At 54.0% G+C, this 22,980-nt stretch carries 22 protein-coding genes and 1 pseudogene; 16 read left to right on the top strand and 7 right to left on the bottom strand.

What is annotated here, in order from left to right:
- Positions 1 to 199: 199 nt before the first annotated feature.
- The 11 genes and pseudogenes from OGY71_RS22510 to OGY71_RS22460 all read left to right on the top strand — a co-directional run bounded on the left by OGY71_RS22510 (position 200) and on the right by OGY71_RS22460 (position 8,252).
- Positions 200 to 508: a glycine dehydrogenase gene (locus OGY71_RS22510; protein WP_286613738.1), complete on the top strand. Its 309-nt coding sequence runs from the start codon at positions 200 to 202 to the stop codon at positions 506 to 508.
- Positions 509 to 518: 10 nt separating this feature from the next.
- Positions 519 to 881 (top strand): SFCGS family glycine-rich protein, encoded by a 363-nt coding sequence (locus OGY71_RS22505; RefSeq protein ID WP_008786042.1) that lies wholly within the window; start codon positions 519 to 521, stop codon positions 879 to 881.
- A gap of 2 nt (positions 882 to 883) precedes the next feature.
- Positions 884 to 1,183: a DUF4312 family protein gene (locus OGY71_RS22500; protein WP_003830382.1), complete on the top strand. Its 300-nt coding sequence runs from the start codon at positions 884 to 886 to the stop codon at positions 1,181 to 1,183.
- A 23-nt stretch (positions 1,184 to 1,206) separates the two neighbouring features.
- Positions 1,207 to 1,983 carry a DUF4311 domain-containing protein gene (locus OGY71_RS22495; protein WP_193134938.1) on the top strand — a complete coding sequence of 259 codons (777 nt, stop codon included), beginning with the start codon at positions 1,207 to 1,209 and terminating at the stop codon, positions 1,981 to 1,983.
- Positions 1,984 to 1,994: 11 nt separating this feature from the next.
- Positions 1,995 to 2,639: a DUF4310 family protein gene (locus OGY71_RS22490; protein ID WP_003830379.1), complete on the top strand. Its 645-nt coding sequence runs from the start codon at positions 1,995 to 1,997 to the stop codon at positions 2,637 to 2,639.
- Positions 2,640 to 2,750: 111 nt separating this feature from the next.
- Complete coding sequence (locus OGY71_RS22485) at positions 2,751 to 3,884, top strand: amidohydrolase/deacetylase family metallohydrolase (protein WP_003830377.1); 1,134 nt, start codon at positions 2,751 to 2,753, stop codon at positions 3,882 to 3,884.
- The gene (locus OGY71_RS22480; RefSeq protein WP_032942188.1) at positions 3,868 to 4,986 is read left to right on the top strand and encodes a DgaE family pyridoxal phosphate-dependent ammonia lyase; all 1,119 of its coding nucleotides are present in this window, start codon (positions 3,868 to 3,870) and stop codon (positions 4,984 to 4,986) included. Before OGY71_RS22485 ends, OGY71_RS22480 begins: the two co-directional genes overlap by 17 nt.
- A complete protein-coding gene (gene dagF, locus OGY71_RS22475; protein WP_286605973.1) occupies positions 4,983 to 5,723 on the top strand; it encodes a 2-dehydro-3-deoxy-phosphogluconate aldolase in 741 nt (246 codons plus the stop codon). Before OGY71_RS22480 ends, dagF begins: the two co-directional genes overlap by 4 nt.
- Before the next feature lie 21 nt (positions 5,724 to 5,744).
- The gene (locus OGY71_RS22470; RefSeq protein WP_126957084.1) at positions 5,745 to 7,658 is read left to right on the top strand and encodes a BglG family transcription antiterminator; all 1,914 of its coding nucleotides are present in this window, start codon (positions 5,745 to 5,747) and stop codon (positions 7,656 to 7,658) included.
- 77 nt (positions 7,659 to 7,735) lie between these two features.
- Positions 7,736 to 7,978: a type II toxin-antitoxin system RelB/DinJ family antitoxin gene (locus tag OGY71_RS22465; protein WP_003830370.1), complete on the top strand. Its 243-nt coding sequence runs from the start codon at positions 7,736 to 7,738 to the stop codon at positions 7,976 to 7,978.
- A pseudogene (locus OGY71_RS22460) lies at positions 7,968 to 8,252 on the top strand (type II toxin-antitoxin system RelE family toxin). The gene OGY71_RS22465 and the pseudogene OGY71_RS22460 overlap by 11 nt, the downstream one beginning before the upstream one ends.
- A 3-nt stretch (positions 8,253 to 8,255) precedes the next feature.
- Here the strand turns inward: OGY71_RS22460 and nrdG are convergent.
- From nrdG to treR, 5 genes are all read right to left on the bottom strand, one after another.
- A complete protein-coding gene (nrdG, locus tag OGY71_RS22455) occupies positions 8,256 to 8,720 on the bottom strand; it encodes an anaerobic ribonucleoside-triphosphate reductase-activating protein (protein ID WP_003830365.1) in 465 nt (154 codons plus the stop codon).
- Positions 8,721 to 8,839: 119 nt separating this feature from the next.
- Positions 8,840 to 10,978, bottom strand: a complete 2,139-nt coding sequence (nrdD, locus tag OGY71_RS22450) for an anaerobic ribonucleoside-triphosphate reductase (protein WP_003830363.1) — start codon at positions 10,976 to 10,978, stop codon at positions 8,840 to 8,842.
- Between the two features lie 408 nt (positions 10,979 to 11,386).
- The gene (treC, locus tag OGY71_RS22445) at positions 11,387 to 13,039 is read right to left on the bottom strand and encodes an alpha,alpha-phosphotrehalase (RefSeq protein ID WP_003830361.1); all 1,653 of its coding nucleotides are present in this window, start codon (positions 13,037 to 13,039) and stop codon (positions 11,387 to 11,389) included.
- Positions 13,040 to 13,088: 49 nt separating this feature from the next.
- On the bottom strand, positions 13,089 to 14,507 hold the full coding sequence (gene treB, locus OGY71_RS22440) for a PTS trehalose transporter subunit IIBC (protein ID WP_048215055.1): 1,419 nt from the start codon (positions 14,505 to 14,507) through the stop codon (positions 13,089 to 13,091).
- A gap of 157 nt (positions 14,508 to 14,664) precedes the next feature.
- The gene (gene treR, locus OGY71_RS22435) at positions 14,665 to 15,612 is read right to left on the bottom strand and encodes a trehalose operon repressor TreR (RefSeq protein WP_003830358.1); all 948 of its coding nucleotides are present in this window, start codon (positions 15,610 to 15,612) and stop codon (positions 14,665 to 14,667) included.
- A gap of 11 nt (positions 15,613 to 15,623) precedes the next feature.
- Here treR and mgtL point away from each other — a divergent pair, with 11 nt between their 5' ends.
- The 5 genes from mgtL (at position 15,624) to OGY71_RS22415 (ending at position 21,952) form a co-directional block, all read left to right on the top strand.
- Positions 15,624 to 15,857 (top strand): mgtA regulatory leader peptide MgtL, encoded by a 234-nt coding sequence (gene mgtL, locus OGY71_RS23205; RefSeq protein ID WP_122973918.1) that lies wholly within the window; start codon positions 15,624 to 15,626, stop codon positions 15,855 to 15,857.
- A 144-nt stretch (positions 15,858 to 16,001) separates the two neighbouring features.
- Positions 16,002 to 18,710 carry a magnesium-translocating P-type ATPase gene (mgtA, locus tag OGY71_RS22430; RefSeq protein WP_003830356.1) on the top strand — a complete coding sequence of 903 codons (2,709 nt, stop codon included), beginning with the start codon at positions 16,002 to 16,004 and terminating at the stop codon, positions 18,708 to 18,710.
- A gap of 375 nt (positions 18,711 to 19,085) precedes the next feature.
- Complete coding sequence (locus tag OGY71_RS22425; RefSeq protein ID WP_048215053.1) at positions 19,086 to 20,063, top strand: TRAP transporter substrate-binding protein; 978 nt, start codon at positions 19,086 to 19,088, stop codon at positions 20,061 to 20,063.
- Between the two features lie 62 nt (positions 20,064 to 20,125).
- Positions 20,126 to 20,635 carry a TRAP transporter small permease gene (locus OGY71_RS22420; RefSeq protein ID WP_043018240.1) on the top strand — a complete coding sequence of 170 codons (510 nt, stop codon included), beginning with the start codon at positions 20,126 to 20,128 and terminating at the stop codon, positions 20,633 to 20,635.
- 30 nt (positions 20,636 to 20,665) lie between these two features.
- Positions 20,666 to 21,952, top strand: a complete 1,287-nt coding sequence (locus tag OGY71_RS22415) for a TRAP transporter large permease (RefSeq protein ID WP_003830349.1) — start codon at positions 20,666 to 20,668, stop codon at positions 21,950 to 21,952.
- 91 nt (positions 21,953 to 22,043) lie between these two features.
- Here OGY71_RS22415 and ridA read toward each other — a convergent pair whose 3' ends face one another.
- The gene (gene ridA, locus OGY71_RS22410; protein ID WP_000047544.1) at positions 22,044 to 22,430 is read right to left on the bottom strand and encodes a 2-iminobutanoate/2-iminopropanoate deaminase; all 387 of its coding nucleotides are present in this window, start codon (positions 22,428 to 22,430) and stop codon (positions 22,044 to 22,046) included.
- A gap of 76 nt (positions 22,431 to 22,506) precedes the next feature.
- A complete protein-coding gene (gene pyrI, locus OGY71_RS22405) occupies positions 22,507 to 22,968 on the bottom strand; it encodes an aspartate carbamoyltransferase regulatory subunit (protein ID WP_003025816.1) in 462 nt (153 codons plus the stop codon).
- Positions 22,969 to 22,980 lie beyond the last annotated feature (12 nt).

Raw genomic sequence — 22,980 nt, 5'->3', positions numbered from 1 at the left:
TTCTGCTCGCTCTTGCGATCTCAATCACATTCTTCCAGTGATAAATCGTGGTTCCAGCTCTTTTTGCGGCACAGATCACTATCGCTGCACACCTTTCCACTTCGAAGTGGAAAACAACTCGCTACAAACTCATAACCTCCGTCGCTAATTTACCCTCAGAGACATTAACGGGGTAAGACGAGTGAATAACGGAGCTGTAATGAATGACATGGGGAAATCGGTGGAACTGGCCGACCGCATGCTGGCGCAGGTGTATGCCTTGCTGCGTGAACGCAACATTATTCCCAACGCCGTACAGGAACAGATGCTGACGTCGCATGTTCGCGCCATGGCGCACCGCTCGGTAACGGGTGAACCCTTACCAGAGGTCGATGCCAGCTTGTTTGATGAAATATCTGCCGAATCAATGGCGCTTGCCCGCGACGTGGTCGCCGAGTTTGGCAATCTTCCTGAGGAAGAGGCCTGGCTGCTGTCGGTGCACTTCGAAGTCGCGAAAGACAACCTTTAAGGAGCAAAAGATGGAACAGATTACCGTAGTGATTGGCGATCGTCTGGGTAAAGGCCAGAAAGTGGCGGCAGGCGTAGAGAAAGCGGGTGGCCGTGCCGTTGTGGTGCCGGGCGTTGCAGCAGATATGAAGCTGGGTGACGTGATGAAAGCGGAAAACGCCACCTTTGGTATCTCGTTTTGCGGCAGCGGTGGTGCGGGAGCGATTACCGCGCAGACCAAATACGGCTACAAGGCGAAATACGGCATGCGCTCGGTCGATGAAGGGGTAACCGCCATCAACGAAGGGTGCAACGTACTGGGATTCGGCTTTATGGATAAAGAAGAGCTCGGCGAGCGCCTGGTGCAGGCGTGGCAAAAGAAATACGGCGCTTAAGCATGAAAGAGCAATTCACCACCACGGTGAGAGTCACGGGTAAGGGCGAGACCAAAGCTCGCGCCTTTGCCGATGCCCTGAACCACGTTCAGGCTGCGGTGATGAAAGCGTCGCCGCATATCTTACTGCGTATTGAGCCACAGGATGTGCAGGTTGTTCAAGCGCATGAATCGGTGCGTAAAGAGGCGTTTTTATTCCTCTTTTTGCGCCGGGAAAGACGCACTTTCAGCGTGGAGCTGGACGTGACCGTCAACGTGACTGCCATCAATCTCGACAAGGTGGATTTCGTTACGCAACGCTGATTTTTCTATTAAAAGGCATAATTATGTTCCTGATAATATTAATAAAATCGCTCATCATCGGCGCATTGGTTGGCGTTGGTGTCGGCGCTGGGGCTGCACGCATGTTTCATGCGCCTACCACTCAAGGGATGGGCGCGTTTCGTACTCTGGGAGAACTGAATTCCTGCGAAGGAGATCCAGCTTCTCACTTCTCGTTCGGCCTGGGCTTCTTCTTTAATGCCTGGGCTTCCTCCGTTGCGGCGGGGGCGTTCACGCAGGACGTCGACCATCGCATCATCCCCAACTGGGGCGCCGCCGCGCTGATGATTAAAAATCGTAACGTCAGTGAAACGCTGCACGACCCCAAACGCATGGCAATTGCCTGCGGCGTTATCGGGATGATCGTAGTGACCTTCCTGAACCTCACCGCATCATCCGTACCGGAAGCGTTGCAAGTTACCGCCGTCAAGGTGCTGGTGCCCGCGGCTAACCTGCTGGTTAACACCGTGATGCCAGTGATCTTCTGGCTGGCGGCGATCGACGCTGGTAAGAAATCCGGCTTCTGGGCCACCGTTTTTGGCGGCGCGGCGCAGCTGATTATGGGCAACGCCGTTCCGGGTCTGGTTCTCGGCATTCTGATCGGCAAAGGTGTTGAAGAGAGCGGCTGGAACCACGTCACTAAAGTGATGATGGTGGCTATCGTCGCGCTGTTTGTCCTGAGCGGCTTCTTCCGTGGCTTCGACATGAAGATGATCGAATCCTTCCATCTGACCGTGCCTAACTGGCTCGAACTTATCCACAACTCGCTCAGCGGCAAATAACGGAGGTCATCATGGAACAGAATAAAGGTTTTTGGTTCGCTGACTGGTCATTCCCGATCTTCGTGGGCCTGCTCTCCTCTGGCGTGTTTGCCGGAACACACATGTACTACCTGTACGGTATTGGCGCATTTAACGAAGTGGCTTTTGTGGCGATGCTGAAGGCGGGAATGGATACCGGCTCCTACGGAGCGGTGGCGGCATTTGGCGCAAGCTTCCTGTTTGCCCGCATCATTGAAGGTTCGCTGGTGGGGATTTTGGATATCGGCGGGGCGATTCAGACCGGAGTCGGGTTAGGTGTTCCGGCGCTGCTGTTGGGCGCGGGCATTATCTTCCCGGTCGCCAACTTCGCCGCCTCGCTGGTCACCGGTCTGGTGATTGGTCTGGCGATTGGCTACATCATCATTCTGGCGCGTAAGTTCACCATCAACCAGAGCGACTCGACCTACGGTGCGGACGTCATGATGGGGGCCGGTAACGCCTCCGGACGCTTCCTCGGACCGTTGATTATCCTCAGCGCGATGACGGCTTCTATTCCTATCGGAATCGGTTCTCTGGCGGGTGCGCTGCTGTTTTACCTGTGGCAAAAACCGATTACCGGCGGGGCGATCCTCGGCGCAATGATCCTCGGGTCCATCTTCCCGATTGCCATTAGTTGATGGTGTGTCGTTGTAGGCCGGATAAGGCGCAGCCGCCATCCGACAATGACGCCTGATGGCGCTGCGCTTATCAGGCCTACACGACCGCCCCCATTTCAACAGGAGAGAGACATGTTTGATTTACTCCTGCGCCGTGCGCGCCTCGTTGACGATACGGTGAGCGATATTGCGCTCAAAGACGGCAAGATCGCGGCGTTGGGTGACGTTGATGGTCCGGCGCTGAAAACCATCGAGCTGGGCGGTGAGTGCTACGTCAGCGCAGGCTGGATTGACTCCCACGTTCATTGCTACCCGAAATCCCCGATTTATCACGACCAGCCGGATAGCGTCGGTATTGCGACCGGCGTCACTACCGTGGTGGATGCGGGCAGCACCGGGGCGGATGACATCGACGATTTTTACACCCTGACCCGGGAAGCTGCGACCGAAGTGTACGCGTTGCTGAATATCTCCCGCGTGGGGCTTATCGCCCAGAACGAGCTGGCCAACATGGCCAATATTGACGCTGATGCGGTGCGAGAGGCGGTGAAACGCCACCCTGATTTTATCGTCGGTCTGAAGGCACGTATGAGCAGCAGCGTAGTCGGTGAAAATGGCATCACGCCGCTGGATCGCGCCAAAGCGATGCAAGCACAGAACGGCGACCTGCCGCTGATGGTGCATATCGGCAACAACCCGCCGAATCTCGATGATATCGCTGAGCGCCTGAGCGCGGGTGACATCATTACCCACTGTTACAACGGTAAGCCGAATCGCATTCTGACGCCGCAAGGCGAGCTGCGGGCGTCAGTGACGCGGGCGATTTCACGTGGCGTGCGTCTGGACGTTGGGCATGGCACCGCCAGCCTGAGCTTTGCGGTGGCAAAACGCGCGATCGGCCTGGGCATTTTGCCGCACACCATCAGCTCCGATATTTATTGCCGCAACCGTATCAGCGGCCCGGTACATTCCCTGGCGAATGTGATGTCGAAATTCCTCGCCATTGGGATGTCGCTTCCGCAGGTCATTGAGTGCGTTACCGCCAATGCCGCCGATGGTCTGCGCCTGAAACAGAAGGGGCGGCTGCAGGTCGGTCTGGATGCCGATTTAACCCTCTTTACGCTTAAGCGCCAGCCAACCGTGCTGGTAGATGCAGAAAACGACAGCCTGCAGGCTGAACAACTGCTGGTGCCGCTTGCCGCAATACGTGCGGGCAAGGGCTATATGACCGAACAAGGGAGCGCGGAACATGCCTTCGATTTTTGAGAAATACGATTTAAAACAGGTGATTAATACCTCCGGCCGCATGACGGCGCTCGGCGTTTCCACGCCGCGACCAGAAGTGGTTGAAGCCGCGATGGCGGGGATGAACCAATATTTCGAGATGAAAGACCTGGTCAATAAAACAGGCGACTACATCGCGAAATTACTGGAAGTGGAAGGGGCAACGGTTGTCTCTTGCGCCTCGGCCGGGATCGCCCTGTCGGTGGCTGGCGTATTGGTTAAAGATAGCGACTGGCTGCTGGAGAACCTGCACGTCACGCCCATTGAAAACAACGAAATCGTGCTGCCCAGAGGTCACAACGTCAACTTTGGCGCTCCGGTAGGCACCATGGTGGCGCTTGGCGGCGGCAAGTTAGTGGAAGCCGGTTATGCCAACGAATGTTCCGCGGCGCAGCTGGCGGCGGCCATTACACCGCGTACGGCGGCCATTCTGTATATCAAATCTCACCATTGCGTCCAGAAAAGTATGCTCAGCGTGGAGCAGGCCGCGGTGGTGGCGCGTACGCATAATCTGCCGTTGATCGTGGACGCGGCGGCGGAAGAGGATTTGCAGTGCTACTACCGGGTTGGTGCAGATCTGGTGATTTATAGTGGCGCCAAGGCGATAGAAGGACCAACCAGCGGTCTGGTGATAGGTAAAACCCAGTACGTTGAGTGGGTGAAGCGCCAGACGGCGGGAATTGGCCGGGCGATGAAGGTGGGCAAAGAGGGAATTCTTGGACTGACCTGCGCCATCGAACTGTATTTGAACGCGCAGAAAGAGAGCGGCGCGGAGATGGTCGAGAAAATGACGCCGTTCATTAATGCCTTGAACCAGCTTAACGGCGTGAGCGCCCGCGTGGTGTGGGATAGTGCAGGGCGCGACATCGCACGCACGGAAATTAAGTTTGATGAAGCGGTAACCGGGATCGCCACGGGGGAACTGGTCGACGCGCTGAAACAGGGGGAGTACGCGATTTACTTCCGTGGTTACAAAGCCAATGAAGGCATTATCGAAGCCGATGTGCGCAGTGTCGATCGCGCGCAGCTGGAGATTGTGGCCCGTCGAATTGGTGAAGTGATTTCGCAGGAGAAAAATGCATGAAACTGACCCCTAACTTTTATCGCGACCGCGTCTGCCTGAACGTGCTGGCAGGCTCCAAAGAAAATGCCCGAGATATTTATGCGGCGGCGGAAGGACACGTGCTGGTTGGCGTATTGTCAAAAAATTACCCGGATGTCGCAAGCGCGGTAGCGGATATGCGTGAATACGCGGCCCTTATCGACAATGCGCTCTCCGTGGGGCTGGGGGCGGGCGATCCTAACCAGTCGGCGATGGTCAGTGAAATCTCCCGTCAGGTGCAGCCACAACATGTCAATCAGGTCTTCACCGGCGTGGCTACCAGTCGCGCGCTGCTGGGCCAGCAGGAGACAGTGGTCAACGGACTGGTCTCGCCAACCGGCACGCCGGGCAGGGTGAAAATCTCCACTGGTCCGCTAAGCAGCCAGACGCCGGACGGTATTGTGCCGGTAGAAACCGCGATTGCGCTGCTCAAAGACATGGGCGGTAGCTCAATTAAATACTTCCCGATGGGCGGCCTGCAATGCCGTGACGAGTACATTGCGGTCGCGCAGGCCTGCGCCCGTCATGACTTCTGGCTGGAGCCAACCGGCGGTATCGATCTGGATAATTTCACTGAAATCCTGCAAATTGCCCTCGATGTCGGAGTGAGTAAAATCATTCCTCACATCTATAGTTCGATTATTGATAAGGTGAGTGGTAACACTCGTCCGGACGACGTACGCCAGCTGATGGCGATGACCCGGGCCTGCGTAGGCTAACTGACTGATGAGGAAACTGACGTGCGATTCCCCAACCAACGTTTAGCACAGCTGTTTGACATGTTGCAAAACGAAGCGCTTCCGCAGGACGAGCTGGCGCAGCGGTTGTCGGTTTCCACACGCACCGTACGGGCGGATATCACCGCGCTAAACGCGCTGCTCACCCAGTACGGCGCACAGTTTGTCCTCAGCCGGGGTAATGGTTATCAGCTCAAAATTGACGACCCGGCAAGCTTTCACACCCTGCAAACGCAGCAGCCCAATACGTTGCTGCGCATCCCACGCACCAGCCAGGAACGGATACACTGGCTGGTGGTGCGTTTTCTGACATCGGCTTTCTCGCTGAAGCTGGAAGATTTGGCTGATGAATGGTTTATCAGCCGCGCGACGCTGCAAAACGATATGGCTGAGGTGCGCGAGCATCTGCAACGTTATCATCTGACGCTGGAAACGCGTCCCCGTCACGGCATGAAGCTGTTCGGCAGCGAAATGGCGATCCGCGCCTGTTTGACCGATCTGCTGTGGACGCTGGCGCAGCAGGATCCGCAGCATCCGTTAGTGACGCAAGAAGCGCTGAATGCGGGGCTCCCTGAACAGTTGCAACCCGTTTTGCAGGACATTTTTGCCCGTTTCCATATTCGTCTGACCGATGAGGGCGAGCTGTTTTTACGCTTGTACTGCGCGGTGGCGGTACGGCGGATTAGCGAAGGATATCCACTCCCGGATTTTGCCGCAGAAGAGGCCGATCAATCGGTGTGCCTGGCCACGCGGGAAATCGCGGCGGTATTGCACCGCCTGGCAGACAAACCGCTTTCCGTTTCCGAAGAAAACTGGCTACAGGTGCATATTGCTGCCCGCCAGGTACAAGAGATCGCGCCCAGTGCTATCAATGCGGATGATGATGAAGCGTTGGTCAATTACATCCTGCGTTTTATCAACAGCCAGTACAACTACAACCTGTTGAATGACAAACAGTTACATGCTGACCTGCTGACGCATATTAAGACGATGATCACCCGGGTGCGTTACCAGATAATGATCCCCAATCCGCTGCTGGAAAATATTAAACAGCACTACCCCATGGCGTGGGACATGACGCTGGCCGCCGTCTCGGGATGGGGAAAATATACGCCGTACACCATCAGTGAAAATGAGATTGGCTTCCTTGTGCTGCATATTGGCGTCGGGCTGGAGCGTAGTTACAACATCGGTTACCAGAGACAGCCGAAGGTTCTGCTGGTATGCGATGCCGGAAATGCGATGGCGCGGATGATTGAAGCGGTACTGGCGCGTAAGTATCCGCAGATAGAGATCGTCGATACCGTAACGCTTCGCGACTACGAACAGCGGGAAAGCATCAGCGAAGATTTTGTCATCTCTACCGCGCGGATTGCTGAAAAAGATAAACCGGTGGTGATGATTGCGCCGTTCCCTACCGATTATCAGCTGGAGCAGATTGGTAAACTGGTGCTGGTCGACAGAACCCGTCCGTGGATGTTGAACAAATTCTTCGATGCCGCCCATTTTCGTGTGATTGACGAGCCAATGGATCAACAAACGTTGTTCAAAACCTTATGCCGTCAGTTGCAGGATGAAGGTTTTGTCGACGCGGAGTTTCTTGATTCGGTGGTTGAGCGTGAGGCCATCGTCAGCACCATGCTGGGTGACAGCATTGCCTTGCCGCACGCCCTTGGTCTGCTGGCAAAGAAAACGGTGGTCTACACCATCCTCGCCCCACAGGGTATCGCCTGGGGCGATGAAACGGCCCACGTGATCTTCTTGCTCGCCATCAGCAAGAGTGAATATGAAGAGGCGATGGCTATCTACGATATCTTCGTCACCTTCCTGCGCGAACGCGCGATGACGCGACTCTGTGCGTGTCGCAATTTCACCGAGTTCAAAGCGGTTGCGATGGAGTGTGTGAGCCGTTTTTGAGAGGCGTTATCCAGAATTCGATGTAATGCGAATGTAATGCTAAACTGCATTACACATTCGATTTTACTGGAGGCATAATGGCCACGCTGAACGTCCGTCTGGATGACAAACTCAAAAATGAGGCTTATGCCGTGCTGGAAAAACTGAATATTACTCCAACGGAAGCTGTGCGATTACTGTTTCAGTACGTCGCGGAAACGGGGCGCATGCCGGTGAAAACCGTCACCCTTAGCGACAGTGAAGATGCACTCATTCAGACAGTCCGGGAAAGGCTTGCCAGTCCGCAAAAGGGAATCAAGGTTAGTCTGGATGACTTATGAACTGGAATTCGACCCGAGAGCCTTAAAAGAGTGGCATAAACTGGGTGATACGGTGAAGGCTCAGTTTAAGAAGAAGTTGGCCGACGTGTTGTTGAACCCCGGAATTGACTCTGCCCGTTTAAATGGTCTTCCTGACTGCTAGAAAATTAAGCTTAAATCGTCCGGGTTCCGTCTGGTGTACCAGGTTCGGGATGAGGTTGTGGTCGTGTTTGTTGCCGCGGTAGGTAAGCGAGAACATTCAGCCGTTTATCACGATGCAAACAAACGGCTTTAGCGATTAACGCAAATGATGTACAACCTGGTTGCTGCTGCCGCGCCAGATCAGTGCCGGGTCTTTAAGATCCTGCACAAATTTACCATCGACCAGCACGTTGATGAGATCCACCACCTGCATTTGTGCGGCGTTGAGTTCATCAAGCTTGTAGCCGGTCCACACCCAGATATCTTTCCCCGGACACTCAGCGTGAATACGCTGTACCAGTTGCAGGATATCCGGCACGTTTTGCGGATGCAGCGGATCGCCGCCGGACAGCGAAATACCCTGGTGAGGGATTCGCGTGTCGTTCAGATCGGCAATGATCTTGTCTTCCATCTCTTTGGTAAACGGCTGGCCGGAATTGAGTCGCCAGGTGCTTTTGTTATAGCAGCCAGGGCATTCATGCACGCATCCCGACACAAACAGGGTGCAGCGAGTGCCGGGGCCGTTAACGATATCGACGGGATAGTATTGATGGTAGCGCATAGCGGGTGTCCAGAAAGCATGTAGGCCGGATAAGGTGCTTGCACCGCATCCGGCAACATTGTGATGCCTGATGCGACGCGATCGCGTCTTATCAGGCCTACGGCCTTTGCAAACGGAAATTAACCTATCTGCCCATTACCTAAATGCTTAACGCGGCGCTTCACTTCTTCCTGCTTACCGGCGTTAAACGGACGAGCGTCCGGGCTGCCTAAATAACCGCATACGCGGCGGGTGACCGACACGCGTGCGGCGTCGTGGTTACCACATTTCGGGCAGGTAAAGCCTTTGCTGGTGCACTCGAACTCACCGGTAAAGCCGCACTCGTAGCATTCATCGATTGGCGTGTTGGTCCCGTAATACGGCACGTGCTGATAGCTGTAATCCCAGACGTCTTCCAGTGCTTTCAGGTTGTGCTGAATGTTCGGGTACTCGCCGTAGCAAATGAAGCCTCCGTTCGCCAGCGGCGGGTACGGCGCTTCAAAATCGATCTTGTCGTACGGGTTAACCTTTTTCTCCACGTCGAGGTGGAAGCTGTTGGTGTAGTAACCTTTGTCGGTAACACCCGGCACCACGCCAAACTCGGCGGTATCCAGACGGCAGAAACGATCGCACAGGTTTTCACTTGGCGTACTGTACAGACTAAAGCCGTAGCCGGTTTCGTCTTTCCACTGATCGACCGCCTGACGCAGACGTTCCACAATGGCGATAGCTTTAGCGCGAAGCTGCTCGCTGTCGTACAAGTGTTTGTCGCCAAACAGCGCGTTGATGGTTTCGTGAATGCCGATGTAACCCAGAGAAATCGACGCGCGGCCGTTTTTAAAGATTTCAGACACGTCATCGTCTGCTTTCAGACGCACGCCGCAGGCCCCTTCCATATACAGGATCGGTGCAACGCGGGCCTTCACGCCTTCCAGACGCGCAATGCGGGTCATCAGCGCTTTACGCGCCAGGATCAGACGGTCGTCGAGCAGTTTCCAGAAGGTGGCTTCATCGCCATGAGCTTCCAGCGCGATACGCGGCAGGTTAAGGCTGATAACGCCGAGGTTGTTACGGCCATCGTGGACCTGTTCGCCGTTCTCGTTTTCCCATACGCCCAGGAAACTGCGGCAGCCCATCGGCGTTTTGAACGAGCCGGTCACTTTAACCACCTGATCGTAGTTCAGGATGTCCGGATACATACGCTTGCTCGCGCACTCCAGCGCCAGCTGCTTGATGTCATAGTTCGGATCGCCAAACTTGTGGTTCAGACCGTCACGAATCGCAAACACCAGTTTCGGGAACACAGCGGTTTTACGATTTTTACCCAGGCCGGCAATGCGGTTACGCAGAATGGACTGCTGGATCAAACGCGATTCCCAGCTGGTTCCCAGGCCGAAACCGAAGGTAACGAACGGCGTCTGACCGTTGGCGGTATGCAGGGTATTCACTTCATACTCAAGGGACTGGAATGCGTCGTAGCACTCTTTCTCGGTACGGGAATGCGCATAACCGTCGGCATCTGGGATCTGCCACTCTTCAGCGGTTTTGCGATGCTTATTAAAGCTCTCGGTCACGAACGGTGCGAGAACTTCGTCAATACGGTTAATGGTGGTACCGCCATAAATATGGCTGGCAACCTGCGCAATAATTTGCGCGGTGACGGCCGTCGCGGTGGAGATGGATTTTGGCGGCTCAATCTCCGCGTTACCCATCTTAAAGCCCTGCGTCAGCATACCTTTCAGGTCGATCAGCATGCAGTTAAACATTGGGAAGAACGGAGAGTAGTCGAGATCGTGATAGTGAATATCACCACGCTCGTGCGCCTGGACGACATCACGCGGCAGCAGGTGCTGACGTGCATAGTGTTTGGCGACGATACCGGCCAGCAGGTCGCGCTGGGTCGGGATCACTTTGCTGTCTTTGTTGGCGTTTTCATTCAGCAGAGCAGAGTTGGTTTGCTCAACCAGACCACGAATTTCCTGGTTTAGACGGCCACGTTTTTCACGCTGTATATCACGGTCGTGGCGATATTCGATGTACGCACGGGCGAGTTGTTTGTACGGACCAGACATCAGCTGGTTTTCTACCGCTGTCTGGATCTCGTTGATATCGACCTGGCTGCGCTCATTCATCTGGCTACTAACGACTTCTGCGACGGTGGCACAGTAATCTGCGTCATCGACTCCCGCTGCTTTAGCTGCACGCAGAATGGCTTCTTTGATGCGCTCTGATTTAAACGGCACTTTACAGCCATCTCGTTTCATCACATGCGGTGTCATGATCACTCCATATTTATAAGAACAGGTTATCCACAGAGGTTGGAGAAGCGGCCATGGCTTTATTCATCTCTCTGGCCAATGACTTCCCGCAATCCTGACCCACTTTATCCACAATTCCACCGTTAAACGGTGCACTGTAGTTGTAGCAATTGTAGTCGATTAATACAACATATTGGGTCGGCGTGCATTTTAAGTTCTATATGTAGTGATTTGCATCAAGGATGTTTACGATTTATTTGATGTAGCGCAAAGTAAAAATCGGAGCGTACAGATGACGGGCAGTACAGCGATTGTAAATTGTGGGCAGAAAATTCTGATTAATTATTCAACAAAAACAGGAAGCTAAGCTAAGCGTATGTAGCAACGCCCGGTAGCGCTATGCGTACCGGGCCTGAACATAATTGCAAGCTATTTTTGCAACCACCAGACGGCCTCAAAAGGACGCAGTGTCATGTCCCCAGGTTGGCTGGCAACCTCGGCATAGTTGTGCATCAGCACCTGCCAGTTTCCGTCGGTCTGGGCTGGCTGCCAGCTCTGGAAGGTATCGCTCAGATTGGCAATGACCAGCAGCCGCTGCCCTTGCCACTCTCGTTGATAGCACCACAGATGCGGGCTGTCCGGTAGCAGATCCTGGTAGTCGCCCCAGGTGATAACCGGCTCCGCTTTGCGCAATGCGATCAGCTTCTGATAGGTGTAGAACACCGAGTCAGTATCGTTCAGTGCAGCCGCCACGTTGATGTCTGCCGCGTTGTCACACAGATTGATCCACGGCTCGCCGCAGGTGAAGCCCGCGTGTTTGCTGGCATCCCATTGCATCGGCGTGCGGCTGTTATCGCGTGATTTACTGGCGAGGATCGCCAGCAGCTCTTGCGCATCGCGTCCCTGGCCGTTCAGGGCGGCAAACATGTTATGGCTTTCCACATCGCGATAATCGGTAATCTGGCGGAAGTGCGGGTTGGTCATACCGATCTCTTCACCCTGGTAGATATAGGGGGTGCCCTGCATGCCATGCAGCACCATCGCCAGCATTTTGGCCGACGGAACGCGGTATTTACCTTCATCGCCAAAACGCGACACGATGCGCGGCTGATCGTGGTTACACCAGAATAATGCGTTCCAGGCCTGATTGTGCATGCCCTGCTGCCAGTGGCGGAACAGGGTTTTCAGCGCCATATAGTCGGGTTTTGCTAACGTCCACTTCTCGCCGTTGGGGTAATCCACTTTCAGGTGGTGGAAGTTAAAGGTCATCGACAGTTCGCTACCATCTTGTGCGGCGTACTGCTGGCAATGTTCCAACGTGGTGGATGACATTTCGCCGACCGTCATCAGGTTGCGTGGGGTAAAAACATCGCGGTTCATCTCACGCAAAAATTCATGCGCGCGTGGGCCGTCGGTATAAAAACGCCGTCCATCGCCGTCGGGATCGTTCGGGAAGTCCTGGTCTTTAGAGATAAGATTCACCACGTCGAGGCGCAGTCCGTCCACGCCGCGATCGGCCCAGAACTCGCAGACTTTTTTTAGCTCGGCGCGGACCGCCGGGTTTTCCCAATTCAGGTCGGCTTGCTCCGGAGCAAAGAGGTGCAGATAGTACTGCTCGCTTTCGGCGTGCCAGTCCCAGGCGTTGCCGCCAAACTTGGAACGCCAGTTATTCGGCGGGCAGTCTGGCGTGCCGTCGCGCCAGAGATAAAACTGACGATACGGGCTGTCTTTATCCAGCGCTTCACGAAACCAGGCGTGCTGGGTTGAGGTGTGGTTAAACACCATGTCGAGAATAATACGGATGCCGCGTGCTTTCGCCTGTACCACCAGTTCGTCAAAGTCTTCCAGCGTGCCGTAGGCCGGATCGACAGACGTGTAGTCTGCGACGTCGTAACCGTTATCAACCTGCGGCGAAATATAGAACGGCGTCAGCCAGATGGCATCAACGCCCAGCTTTTGCAGATAGTCGAGGCGCTGCGTCACGCCGCGTAAATCTCCGGTGCCGCTGCCGGTGGTGTCCTGAAAACTCTTGGGGTAAACCTGATAGATAACGCCGTTTTGCCACCAGTGGGGAATATTCATGGTTGTTTCCTGGAAATACGCTGGGGCGCAACTGCGCCCCGAAGAAAAGTTAGACAATCTGTAATGTGCCCAGACGGTGTTTACGCTGGTAAACGAATGAGGTCAGTACCATTGGGATGACAATCGCAATGACCATCGCCATGCCAAAGACCTGCCAGTAAGTCGGCTGGATGGAGAGGATGCCCGGCAAACCGCCGACGCCAATCCCGTTCGCCAGCACACCGTTCAGGCCGCACAGCAGTCCGGCGAGACCGGAACCGATCATCGCGCACAGCATCGGGAAGCGGTATTTCAGGTTGATCCCATACATCGCTGGTTCGGTTACCCCGAGATAAGCGGAGATCGCGGCAGGAACGGAGATTTCACGTTCGTTGTGTTTGCGACTGGAGATAATGATCCCGACCACCGCAGAGGCCTGAGCGATATTCGACAGGGCGATCAGTGGCCATACCGGCGTGCCGCCCATGCTCTGAATCATCTGCATATCGATAGCCAGCGTGGTCTGATGCACACCGGTGATCACCAGCGGGGCGTACAGGAAACCGAACAGCGCCGCGCCGATCGGGGCAAAGCTGCCGGTCAGCAGATGACGGACCGCAAACGCGACACCGTCGCCAATCATGCGGCCAAATGGACCGATAAAGGCGTGCGCAAGGAATACCGCAAGGATCAGCGAGCACACCGGGACGATCACCAGATACAGGTAATCCGGGACGATGCGCTTCATGCGTGTTTCAATAAACCCGAGCGCCAGCCCGGCCAACAGTGCCGGAATGACCTGCGCCTGGTAGCCCACTTTCTCAATGCTGAACAGGCCGAAGTTCCACACGTCCGGCACCTGCTGACCGAGCAAATAGGCGTTCATCAGTTGCGGAGAAACCAGGGTCACGCCCAGCACAATACCGAGGATCGGCGTACCGCCCATTTTCTTCACCGCCGACCAACAAATCCCGACCGGCAAATAGAAGAAGATCGCTTCGCCAATCAGCCACAGGAAGTCATAGAGGGTTTTCAGCGAAGGATGCATCTGCGCCAGCGTCTGCCCGTTACTCATGGGCAGATCGCCGATCACGTTACGGAAACCTAAGATCAGGCCGCCGCTAATCAGCGCTGGCAGCAGCGGGAAGAAGATCTCCGCGAAGTGAGAAATCAGCTGCTCGTGCCACTTCATGTTCTGCCGCGCCGCTTTCTTTGCCTGCTCTTTGTCGGCACTGGCTTGTCCGGTGGTCGCCAACAGCGCTTTGTAGTAATCGCCCACCTCGGTGCCAATTACCACCTGAAATTGCCCGGCGTTGGTGAAGCAGCCTTTGACCATTGGCAACAATTCGATCTCTTTCGGCCTGGCGTTCGCAGGCTGATTCAGCACAAAACGCAGGCGAGTAATGCAGTGGCTCACCGTAGCGATATTGTCGCGCCCGCCAACCAGCTCAATCAGCCGGTCGATGTCTGCTTGTTTTATTTTGCTCATGATGGTGTGTGTTCCCCGTAGACCGGAAAAGACGCTGTTGCGTCGTCATTCGGCAACTCTCTCGTTGTTGACGCCAGAGTATATCTTCGATGAATTTTTAAAAATGGGAACGTTCCCGAAACGCAGCGAAGATCACAAATTAATGCTCAGAAAGCGATCAGGAGAGGGTGGAAGGAATAACGATTTGTCGTGGTTCGCTACGGCCGTTGATCTGTTCGATCAGCTGCGAGGCCGCTTGTCGCCCGGCTTCGGCGTATCCTGGATCGACGGTGATAATTTCCGGATGGAGGAATTTCATCAGCGGCGTGCTGCCCACGCTTGCCAACTGCAGGTTCTCTATTCGCTGCTCCTGCAAGTATTTGCTGACGCCAAGGGCAAGGGTATCCGTCGCACAGACTAAGGCGGTGGTTTCCGGGGTGATGACGTTGGCGGCCTGTTCATAGCCCTGCTTCATGGCCAGACCAGGTAGCGCTGCCACAGGATGCAGTTTATGTTTTTTACAGAATGCCAGGTAGGCCTCATGGCGGCGTTTACCAGTGGTCACATCGCTATGCGGAACACCAAGAAAGCTAATATGGCGATGCTCGCGTTCGTATAAACGCTGCATCAGGGTACGAATGGCACCCTCATCGTCATAGCAGACGGAGGCAAAGCCTTTTGCATCTCTTGCCAGCAGCACCAGAGAATCCTGCCAGGAGGCGAGCATGGTTTCAGTAATGCCGGTAAAACCGAACAGCACCACGCCATCAATGTTACGGCGTCTGAGCATGCCGAGATGTTCTTCAACCAGCTCGGGCGAGAACTGGCTTTCCATCATGATCGGATCGTAGCCCTGTTCATAAAAGGCGGGCAACATGGTCTGCACGGCGAGATTTTCCGAAAGCGAGTCCAGACGCGTGACGATAATCGCCACCACCTTGTCGCTTTGTCCGCGCATGGCGCGTGCGGAGCGGGAAGGGGAAAAACCGTGCTGATTCATCACCGCCTCAACGCGTTCGCGGGTGCGTTCACTCACGCCGCTTTCATTGTTGAGCACACGGGAAACGGTTGATTTTCCCACACCGCTTAAGCGGGCGATGTCTTTAATGGTCAGCCGATTTTGCATCCTGTTTTCCCATGTTGCGTGTGAAGTTATGCCAAATAGAGAATAACTTTACTCAAGCACAGTGCAATGGGCAAAGTCTGGTATATGTTTGGTTTAGTTTCCATGGTTTATCATACCGCCATAATTGCCACAAACCTTATGGTTTTCTGCGTATAATCCGCAGCGCAAATCATTCACTTACCGGAGGCTATATGGATCCCGATCCCACCCCTCTCCCGAGATGGAGAAACAACCCTTTCCGGTAAGCTTGTCTTTCACTGTCTTACCGGAACTGTAAGACAGTGACGTTCTGACGTCCCTGTTGTGATTTTAATATTGCCACCAGGCAAGGCTTTGCCACGCCTGAAGGATTTACTGCGCCTGTTTATACTGGTGCAGAGGGACTGCCTATGTTCAAAAATATAACCCGCCAGCTGTTTGCCCGGCTAAACCGCCATTTACCGCATCGTCTGGTGCATCGTGATCCATTGCCGAATGCTCAGACCGTTGCCAGCACGCCGATCCCGCCATCGCTGAGCGAACATTGCCTGAAAATGGCGCTGATGGACGAAGAAGCGCTGTGGAAAACGTTCGGCGCTCATCCGGAAGGCTTAAACGCCACAGAAGTCGAAAACGCCCGTGAAATACATGGCGAGAACCAGTTGCCGGCGCAGAAGCCGTCGCCCTGGTGGGTGCATCTGTGGGTCTGCTATCGCAACCCGTTTAATATACTGCTGACCATTCTCGGGGCGATTTCCTATGCCACCGAAGATCTGTTTGCCGCTGGGGTCATCGCCCTGATGGTCGTCATCTCTACGCTGCTGAATTTTGTGCAAGAGGCGCGTTCCACCAAAGCGGCTGATGCGCTGAAAGCGATGGTCAGCAACACCGCCACGGTGCTGCGCGTTATCAACGAGAAAGGGGAGAACGGCTGGGTTGAACTGCCGATCGACCAGTTGGTTCCCGGCGATGTCATCAAGCTGGCGGCAGGGGATATGATCCCAGCCGATTTGCGCGTGGTGCAGGCTCGTGACCTGTTCGTGGCCCAGGCTTCGCTGACCGGTGAATCGCTGCCGGTGGAGAAAGTGGCAACCAGTCGCGATCCGCAGCAAAGCAACCCGCTGGAATGCGATACCCTGTGCTTTATGGGCACCAACGTAGTGAGCGGCACGGCGCAGGCCATTGTGATTTCAACCGGCGCCAATACCTGGTTCGGGCAACTGGCAGGCCGCGTCAGCGAGCAGGAAAGCGAGCAGAATGCCTTCCAGAAAGGGATCAGCCGCGTCAGCATGCTGCTGATCCGCTTTATGCTGGTGATGGCGCCCATCGTGCTTATCATCAACGGCTACACTAAAGGCGACTGGTGGGAAGCGGCGCTGTTTGCCCTGTCTGTGGCGGTGGGACTGACACCGGAAATGCTGCCGATGATCGTCACCTCAACGCTGGCGCGTGGGGCGGTGAAGCTGTCAAAACAAAAGGTTATCGTTAAACACCTCGACGCTATCCAGAACTTTGGCGCGATGGATATCCTGTGCACCGATAAAACCGGCACCCTGACTCAGGATAAAATTGTACTTGAGAATCATACGGATATCTCTGGAAAGCCCAGCGAACATGTCCTGCATTCTGCGTGGCTGAACAGCCATTATCAGACCGGGCTGAAGAATCTGCTGGATACGGCGGTGCTGGAAGGCGTGGACGAAGAATCAGCCCGCCAGCTCTCGACTCGCTGGCAGAAAATCGATGAGATCCCGTTTGATTTTGAACGTCGCCGCATGTCGGTAGTGGTGGCAGAAGAAAACGATGTGCACCAGCTGGTCTGTAAAGGGGCGCTACAGGAGATCCTCAACGTCTGTACCCAGGTGCGTCACAACGGTGAGATAGTCCCGTTAGATGACAACATGCTGCGTCGGGTGAAACGCGTCACGGACACGCTGAACCGCCAGGGGCTGCGCGTGGTGGCGGTGGCGACGAAATACCTGCCAGCGCGTGAAGGTGATTATCAGCGTATTGATGAATCAGATCTGATCCTCGAAGGCTATATTGCGTTCCTCGATCCGCCGAAAGAGACCACCGCACCTGCGCTTAAAGCGCTGAAAGCCAGCGGTATTACGGTGAAAATCCTCACTGGCGATAGCGAATTGGTGGCGGCGAAAGTGTGTCATGAAGTGGGCCTGGATGCGGGTGATGTGGTTATCGGTAGCAGCATTGAAGGGTTAAGCGATGATGAGCTGGCTCGGCTTGCTCAGCGCACCACGCTGTTTGCCCGTCTGACGCCAATGCACAAAGAGCGCATTGTCACGCTGCTCAAGCGCGAAGGCCATGTGGTCGGCTTTATGGGCGATGGTATAAACGATGCCCCGGCGCTGCGCGCGGCGGACATTGGTATCTCCGTTGACGGCGCGGTAGATATTGCACGTGAAGCGGCGGATATCATTCTGCTGGAAAAGAGCCTGATGGTGCTGGAAGAAGGGGTGATCGAAGGACGCCGTACCTTCTCTAACATGCTGAAGTACATCAAAATGACGGCCAGTTCTAACTTCGGTAACGTGTTTAGCGTGCTGGTGGCGAGCGCCTTCTTACCGTTCCTGCCGATGTTACCGCTGCACTTACTGATTCAGAACCTGCTGTACGATGTATCCCAGGTAGCGATTCCGTTTGATAACGTCGACGAAGAGCAGATCAAAAAGCCGCAGCGCTGGAATCCCAGCGAATTGGGCCGCTTTATGATCTTCTTTGGACCGATCAGCTCGATCTTCGATATTCTGACCTTTTGCCTGATGTGGTTCGTCTTCCATGCCAATACGCCTGAACATCAGACGTTGTTCCAGTCTGGCTGGTTCGTGGTGGGCCTGCTGTCGCAAACGTTGATTGTGCATATGATCCGTACCCGTCGCGTGCCGTTCATCCAGAGCCGCGCCGCATGGCCGCTGATGCTGATGACGCTGGTGGTAATGGTGGTGGGCATTGCATTACCGTTCTCGCCGCTGGCCAGCTACCTGCAATTGCAGGCGCTGCCGCTGAGCTACTTCCCATGGCTGATTGCGATTCTGGCGGGTTACATGACATTAACCCAGCTTGTGAAAGGTTTTTATAGCCGTCGCTACGGCTGGCAGTAATCCTCAACGTCTCTGCAGGATGGTGTTAATACCATCCTGCATTTCTCTTTTTCATTCGAAAGATATTATCCCAAAATATTAGTGTTTTATTTTTATTGAAATGCTAACGGGTGTTATTAGTATCAAATCGCCTTCTTTGCGTTGTTTTTGTATCAATAAAACGATCTTCATTGCAAAAATGAAACAGTGTGCTAAAAATTTTAAGCATCTGCGATTTTTTGTGAACACAGTCATCGAAATAAATTGTTACACCAGTTAGTCTGCGCAGGTAACGTTGTTAAGAAAGTTTCTCGCTGCCCGTTTTTAATTCCGGCAGTCATTTGCTCTGCAAGCTATTCCTGTTAATGGATATTATGAACTTCTGGAGAAGGACAAATGAAACTGACAAAAAACCTGTTAAGTCTGTGTATTGGCGCGTCTGTATTCCTGGCGAGTCATGCAACGCTGGCACAAACTTTTCGCGCCGCAGATGTGCATCCGGCTGATTACCCTAACGTTGTTGCTGTCAAACATATGGGGGAAAAACTTAGCGCTGCGACCGACGGCCGTCTGGAGATTAAAACCTTTCCAGGTGGCGTGTTAGGCGACGAAAAACAGATGATTGAACAGGCGCAATTAGGCGCTATCGATATTATTCGTGTCTCAATGACGCCTGTTGCCGCCATTCTCCCTGAAATTAACGTGTTTACCCTGCCATATATTTTCCGCGATGAGGACCATCTGCATAAGGTTCTCGATGGCATGATCGGTCAGGAAATTGGCGACCGTCTGACGGCCAATACCAAATCGCGGCTGGTGTTTCTCGGTTGGATGGATGCCGGCACGCGTAACCTGATCACCAAAAATCCGGTGGTGAAACCGGAAGATTTACACGGTATGAAAATCCGCGTTCAAGGAAGTCCGATAGCGCTGGATACCCTGAAAGCGATGGGCGCTAACTCCGTTGTCATGGGCGTCAGTGAAGTATTTAGCGGCATGCAGACCGGCGTTATTGATGGCACGGAAAATAACCCGCCAACGTTTGTTGCGCATAACTATTTGCCGGTCGTGAAAAACTATACCTGGAGTAAACACTTTATTATTCCTGAGCTTTTTCTGTTTTCGAAAGCTAAATGGGATAAGTTGAAAAAAGAAGATCAGGATCTCATTATTAAACTCGCCAAGGAAGCACAGATAGAGCAACGAAAACTTTGGCAGGATTATAATGCGAAATCACTGGAGACCATGAAAGCCAACGGCGTTCAGTTCCACGATATTGATACGGACTATTTCTATAAAGCCACGCAGTCAGTGCGGGATAATTACGGTAAAGACCACCAGGATTTGATCAAACGTATTCAGGATGTGAAGTAATTCATCAGGTGGAGGATATCAACCCTCCGCCTGAATCTTTTGATTAATTCGAGGTGATAATTATGGGTGAATGCTATTCATCGGTAATGGATTTTCTTTATCGGGTGTCAATGTGGATTGCCGGTATCGCATTATTGGTCATGGTCGCCATTATCCCCATTGGCATATTCGCGCGTTATGTTCTGAATAACGCCCTGTCATGGCCTGAACCCGTCGCTATTCTCTGTATGGTGACATTCACCTTTATTGGCGCGGCGGTGAGCTATCGTGCAGGCTCGCATATCGCGGTGAGCATGGTGACTGACCGTCTGGGGGATGCTTCCCGCCGTTATTGCTCGGTAATCGCAGACGTTATGTTGGTGGCGATAAGCCTGTTTATCCTCTGGTACGGAACCAATCTCTGTCTTGAACTGTGGGACCAGCCCGTGGCGGAATTCCCGCTTTTAAGCGCCGGGCAAAACTATCTTCCGTTGCCAATTGGCTCTGCCATAACGCTGCTGTTTATCGCAGAAAAGATTTTCCGTGGACCGCAGTACCAACGTCCCGTTGTTATGCTGGGATCGACCAGCTAGTTACCGCCCCCATTTCAGAAAGGAAAGCAGATGGATGCATTTATTCTCGTCTTTACGCTCGGCATTATGCTGGCGATTGGGGTACCGGTAGCGTACGCAGTTGGCATTAGCGCCATCATTGGGGCCTGGTACATAGATATTCCGCTGGAAGCGGTAATGATCCAACTGACCAGTGGGGTGAATAAGTTTTCGCTGCTGGCGATCCCATTCTTTATTCTGGCCGGGGCTATTATGGCCGAAGGGGGAATTGCGCGGCGACTGGTGAACTTTGCCTATATTTTTGTTGGTTTTATCCGCGGCGGACTGTCGCTGGTAAATATTGTGGCATCAACCTTTTTTGGCGCTATTTCCGGATCGTCCGTGGCGGATACCGCGTCCATCGGTTCGGTAATGATCCCGGAGATGGATAAAAAAGGTTATCCGCGTGACTTTGCCGCAGCGGTAACGGCCAGCGGTTCGGTGCAGGCGATTCTTACGCCGCCCAGCCATAACTCGGTTATCTACTCGCTGGCAACCGGTGGCACGGTGTCGATTGCCGCGCTGTTCATCGCCGGGATCCTGCCGGGGCTGCTGTTAAGCCTCAGCCTGATGGTGATGTGTGTGGCGTTCGCGCACAAGCGCGGTTATCCAAAAGGAGAACGTGTACCGTTTCGCCAGGCGCTGAAGATTTTCGTCGATACGCTGTGGGGCCTGATGACCGTTGTGATCATCATGGGCGGTATCCTGTCAGGTATCTTTACCGCAACGGAGTCTGCGGCAATTGCCTGCCTGTGGGCCTTCTTTGTCACCATGTTTATCTATCGTGACTATAAATGGTCTGAGCTGCCGAAGCTGATGTTCCGCACGGTGAAAACGGTCACTATCGTCATGATCCTGATAGGCTTTGCCGCTGCGTTCGGTGCCGTCATGACCTATATGCAGTTGCCGATGCGTATCACTGAAGCCTTCACCAGCATCTCGGACAACAAATACGTCATCCTGATGTGTATTAACATCATGCTGCTGCTGATCGGTACGCTGATGGATATGGCACCGCTGATCCTCATTCTGACGCCGGTTCTGCTGCCGGTGACCAACGCGCTCGGCATTGATCCGGTTCATTTTGGCATGATCATGCTGGTGAACTTAGGGATCGGCCTGATTACGCCGCCGGTAGGGTCGGTGCTGTTTGTGGCCAGTGCGGTGAGTAAACAGAAAATAGAGCAGGTGGTGAAGGCGATGCTGCCGTTTTACCTCGTGCTATTCCTGGTGCTGATGCTCGTGACGTACATTCCGGCGATTTCACTGTTCCTGCCGAAACTGTTTGGTGTGATGTGATAAATGCCCGGTGGCGCTTGCGCTTACCGGGCCTGTAAAGGACCCGTGCATTGGCCGGACGAGGCAAAGCCATCATCCGGCACAAGAAGACTTAGCGACGAACAGCGATCGCTTCAATCTCGATTTTCACGTCTTTCGGCAGACGGGCAACTTCTACGCAAGAACGCGCAGGGAAGGTCGCGTTGTGTTCGGTGAAGAATGCTTCGTAGGTCGCGTTTACAGTTGCGAAATCGTTCAGGTCTTTAACGAAAACGGTCGTTTTTACGATGTCGCCCACTTTCAGGCCTGCTGCTTCAACGATAGCTTTTACGTTTTCCAGCGACTGACGTGCCTGAGCGGACACGTCTTCCGCTACGGCACCGGTTTTCGGATCGACCGGGATCTGACCGGAAGTGATTACCATGCTACCCAGGTCAACGCCCTGAACGTATGGGCCGATTGCTGCTGGTGCATTTTCCGTCGCGATAGTCTTGCTCATGATTTCTCCTGAATTACAGCGGTAGTAGAATGTTCCCGCTCATTATAGGGAGCCGGGATCTCATAACCAACCCCAATTAGTTGGCCAGCACCACATAATGCGAAAACTCTTTTTCACAGTATTTGCATTTGAGTGCGATGTCATCAGCGCGCTTTTTCACTGCAAAACTGGAAGATACTGGTTCAGCATGGCTGATACAGTTGCTGTTCGGGCAAACCAGTACGTTGTCGATACGCTCAGGCAGGCTCGGACGTGATTTACCCACCACGTCGTAATCGTCAATGCGGTTTACCGTTGCCTGCGGGGCGTACAGGGAGAGCTGGTTTACCTGCTCATCGGTCAGGAACGTGTTTTCAATTTTAATCAGGTCCTTACGGCCCATCTCGCCTGACGGCAGGTTCAGACCGATGGTGATACGTTGGTCGGTTTCCGTCAGTTTGAACAGCGTCAGCAGCTTAAAACCAACCTGTGCGGGAATATGGTCAATCACGGTGCCACGTTTGATGGCTTCAACCTGCAGTTTGTTATCGTGTGTCATCTCTTTTTCTCC

Source organism: Citrobacter sp. Cpo109 (genome assembly GCF_030332565.1).
GTDB classification, from domain to species: Bacteria; Pseudomonadota; Gammaproteobacteria; order Enterobacterales; family Enterobacteriaceae; genus Citrobacter; species Citrobacter portucalensis.
Note: the sequence above shows the minus strand (reverse complement) of the source record. Positions and strands in the feature narration are given on the sequence as shown.

Bases quoted from the DNA above. Each gene is read 5' to 3' on its own strand.
- OGY71_RS22510 (WP_286613738.1), top strand. From the start codon at position 200: ATGAATGACATGGGGAAATCGGTGGAACTGGCCGACCGCATGCTGGCG.
- OGY71_RS22505 (WP_008786042.1), top strand. From the start codon at position 519: ATGGAACAGATTACCGTAGTGATTGGCGATCGTCTGGGTAAAGGCCAG.
- OGY71_RS22500 (WP_003830382.1), top strand. From the start codon at position 884: ATGAAAGAGCAATTCACCACCACGGTGAGAGTCACGGGTAAGGGCGAG.
- OGY71_RS22495 (WP_193134938.1), top strand. From the start codon at position 1,207: ATGTTCCTGATAATATTAATAAAATCGCTCATCATCGGCGCATTGGTT.
- OGY71_RS22490 (WP_003830379.1), top strand. From the start codon at position 1,995: ATGGAACAGAATAAAGGTTTTTGGTTCGCTGACTGGTCATTCCCGATC.
- OGY71_RS22485 (WP_003830377.1), top strand. From the start codon at position 2,751: ATGTTTGATTTACTCCTGCGCCGTGCGCGCCTCGTTGACGATACGGTG.
- OGY71_RS22480 (WP_032942188.1), top strand. From the start codon at position 3,868: ATGCCTTCGATTTTTGAGAAATACGATTTAAAACAGGTGATTAATACC.
- dagF (WP_286605973.1), top strand. From the start codon at position 4,983: ATGAAACTGACCCCTAACTTTTATCGCGACCGCGTCTGCCTGAACGTG.
- OGY71_RS22465 (WP_003830370.1), top strand. From the start codon at position 7,736: ATGGCCACGCTGAACGTCCGTCTGGATGACAAACTCAAAAATGAGGCT.
- nrdG (WP_003830365.1), bottom strand. From the start codon at position 8,720: ATGCGCTACCATCAATACTATCCCGTCGATATCGTTAACGGCCCCGGC.
- nrdD (WP_003830363.1), bottom strand. From the start codon at position 10,978: ATGACACCGCATGTGATGAAACGAGATGGCTGTAAAGTGCCGTTTAAA.
- treC (WP_003830361.1), bottom strand. From the start codon at position 13,039: ATGAATATTCCCCACTGGTGGCAAAACGGCGTTATCTATCAGGTTTAC.
- treB (WP_048215055.1), bottom strand. From the start codon at position 14,507: ATGAGCAAAATAAAACAAGCAGACATCGACCGGCTGATTGAGCTGGTT.
- treR (WP_003830358.1), bottom strand. From the start codon at position 15,612: ATGCAAAATCGGCTGACCATTAAAGACATCGCCCGCTTAAGCGGTGTG.
- mgtL (WP_122973918.1), top strand. From the start codon at position 15,624: ATGTTGCGTGTGAAGTTATGCCAAATAGAGAATAACTTTACTCAAGCA.
- mgtA (WP_003830356.1), top strand. From the start codon at position 16,002: ATGTTCAAAAATATAACCCGCCAGCTGTTTGCCCGGCTAAACCGCCAT.
- OGY71_RS22425 (WP_048215053.1), top strand. From the start codon at position 19,086: ATGAAACTGACAAAAAACCTGTTAAGTCTGTGTATTGGCGCGTCTGTA.
- OGY71_RS22420 (WP_043018240.1), top strand. From the start codon at position 20,126: ATGGGTGAATGCTATTCATCGGTAATGGATTTTCTTTATCGGGTGTCA.
- OGY71_RS22415 (WP_003830349.1), top strand. From the start codon at position 20,666: ATGGATGCATTTATTCTCGTCTTTACGCTCGGCATTATGCTGGCGATT.
- ridA (WP_000047544.1), bottom strand. From the start codon at position 22,430: ATGAGCAAGACTATCGCGACGGAAAATGCACCAGCAGCAATCGGCCCA.
- pyrI (WP_003025816.1), bottom strand. From the start codon at position 22,968: ATGACACACGATAACAAACTGCAGGTTGAAGCCATCAAACGTGGCACC.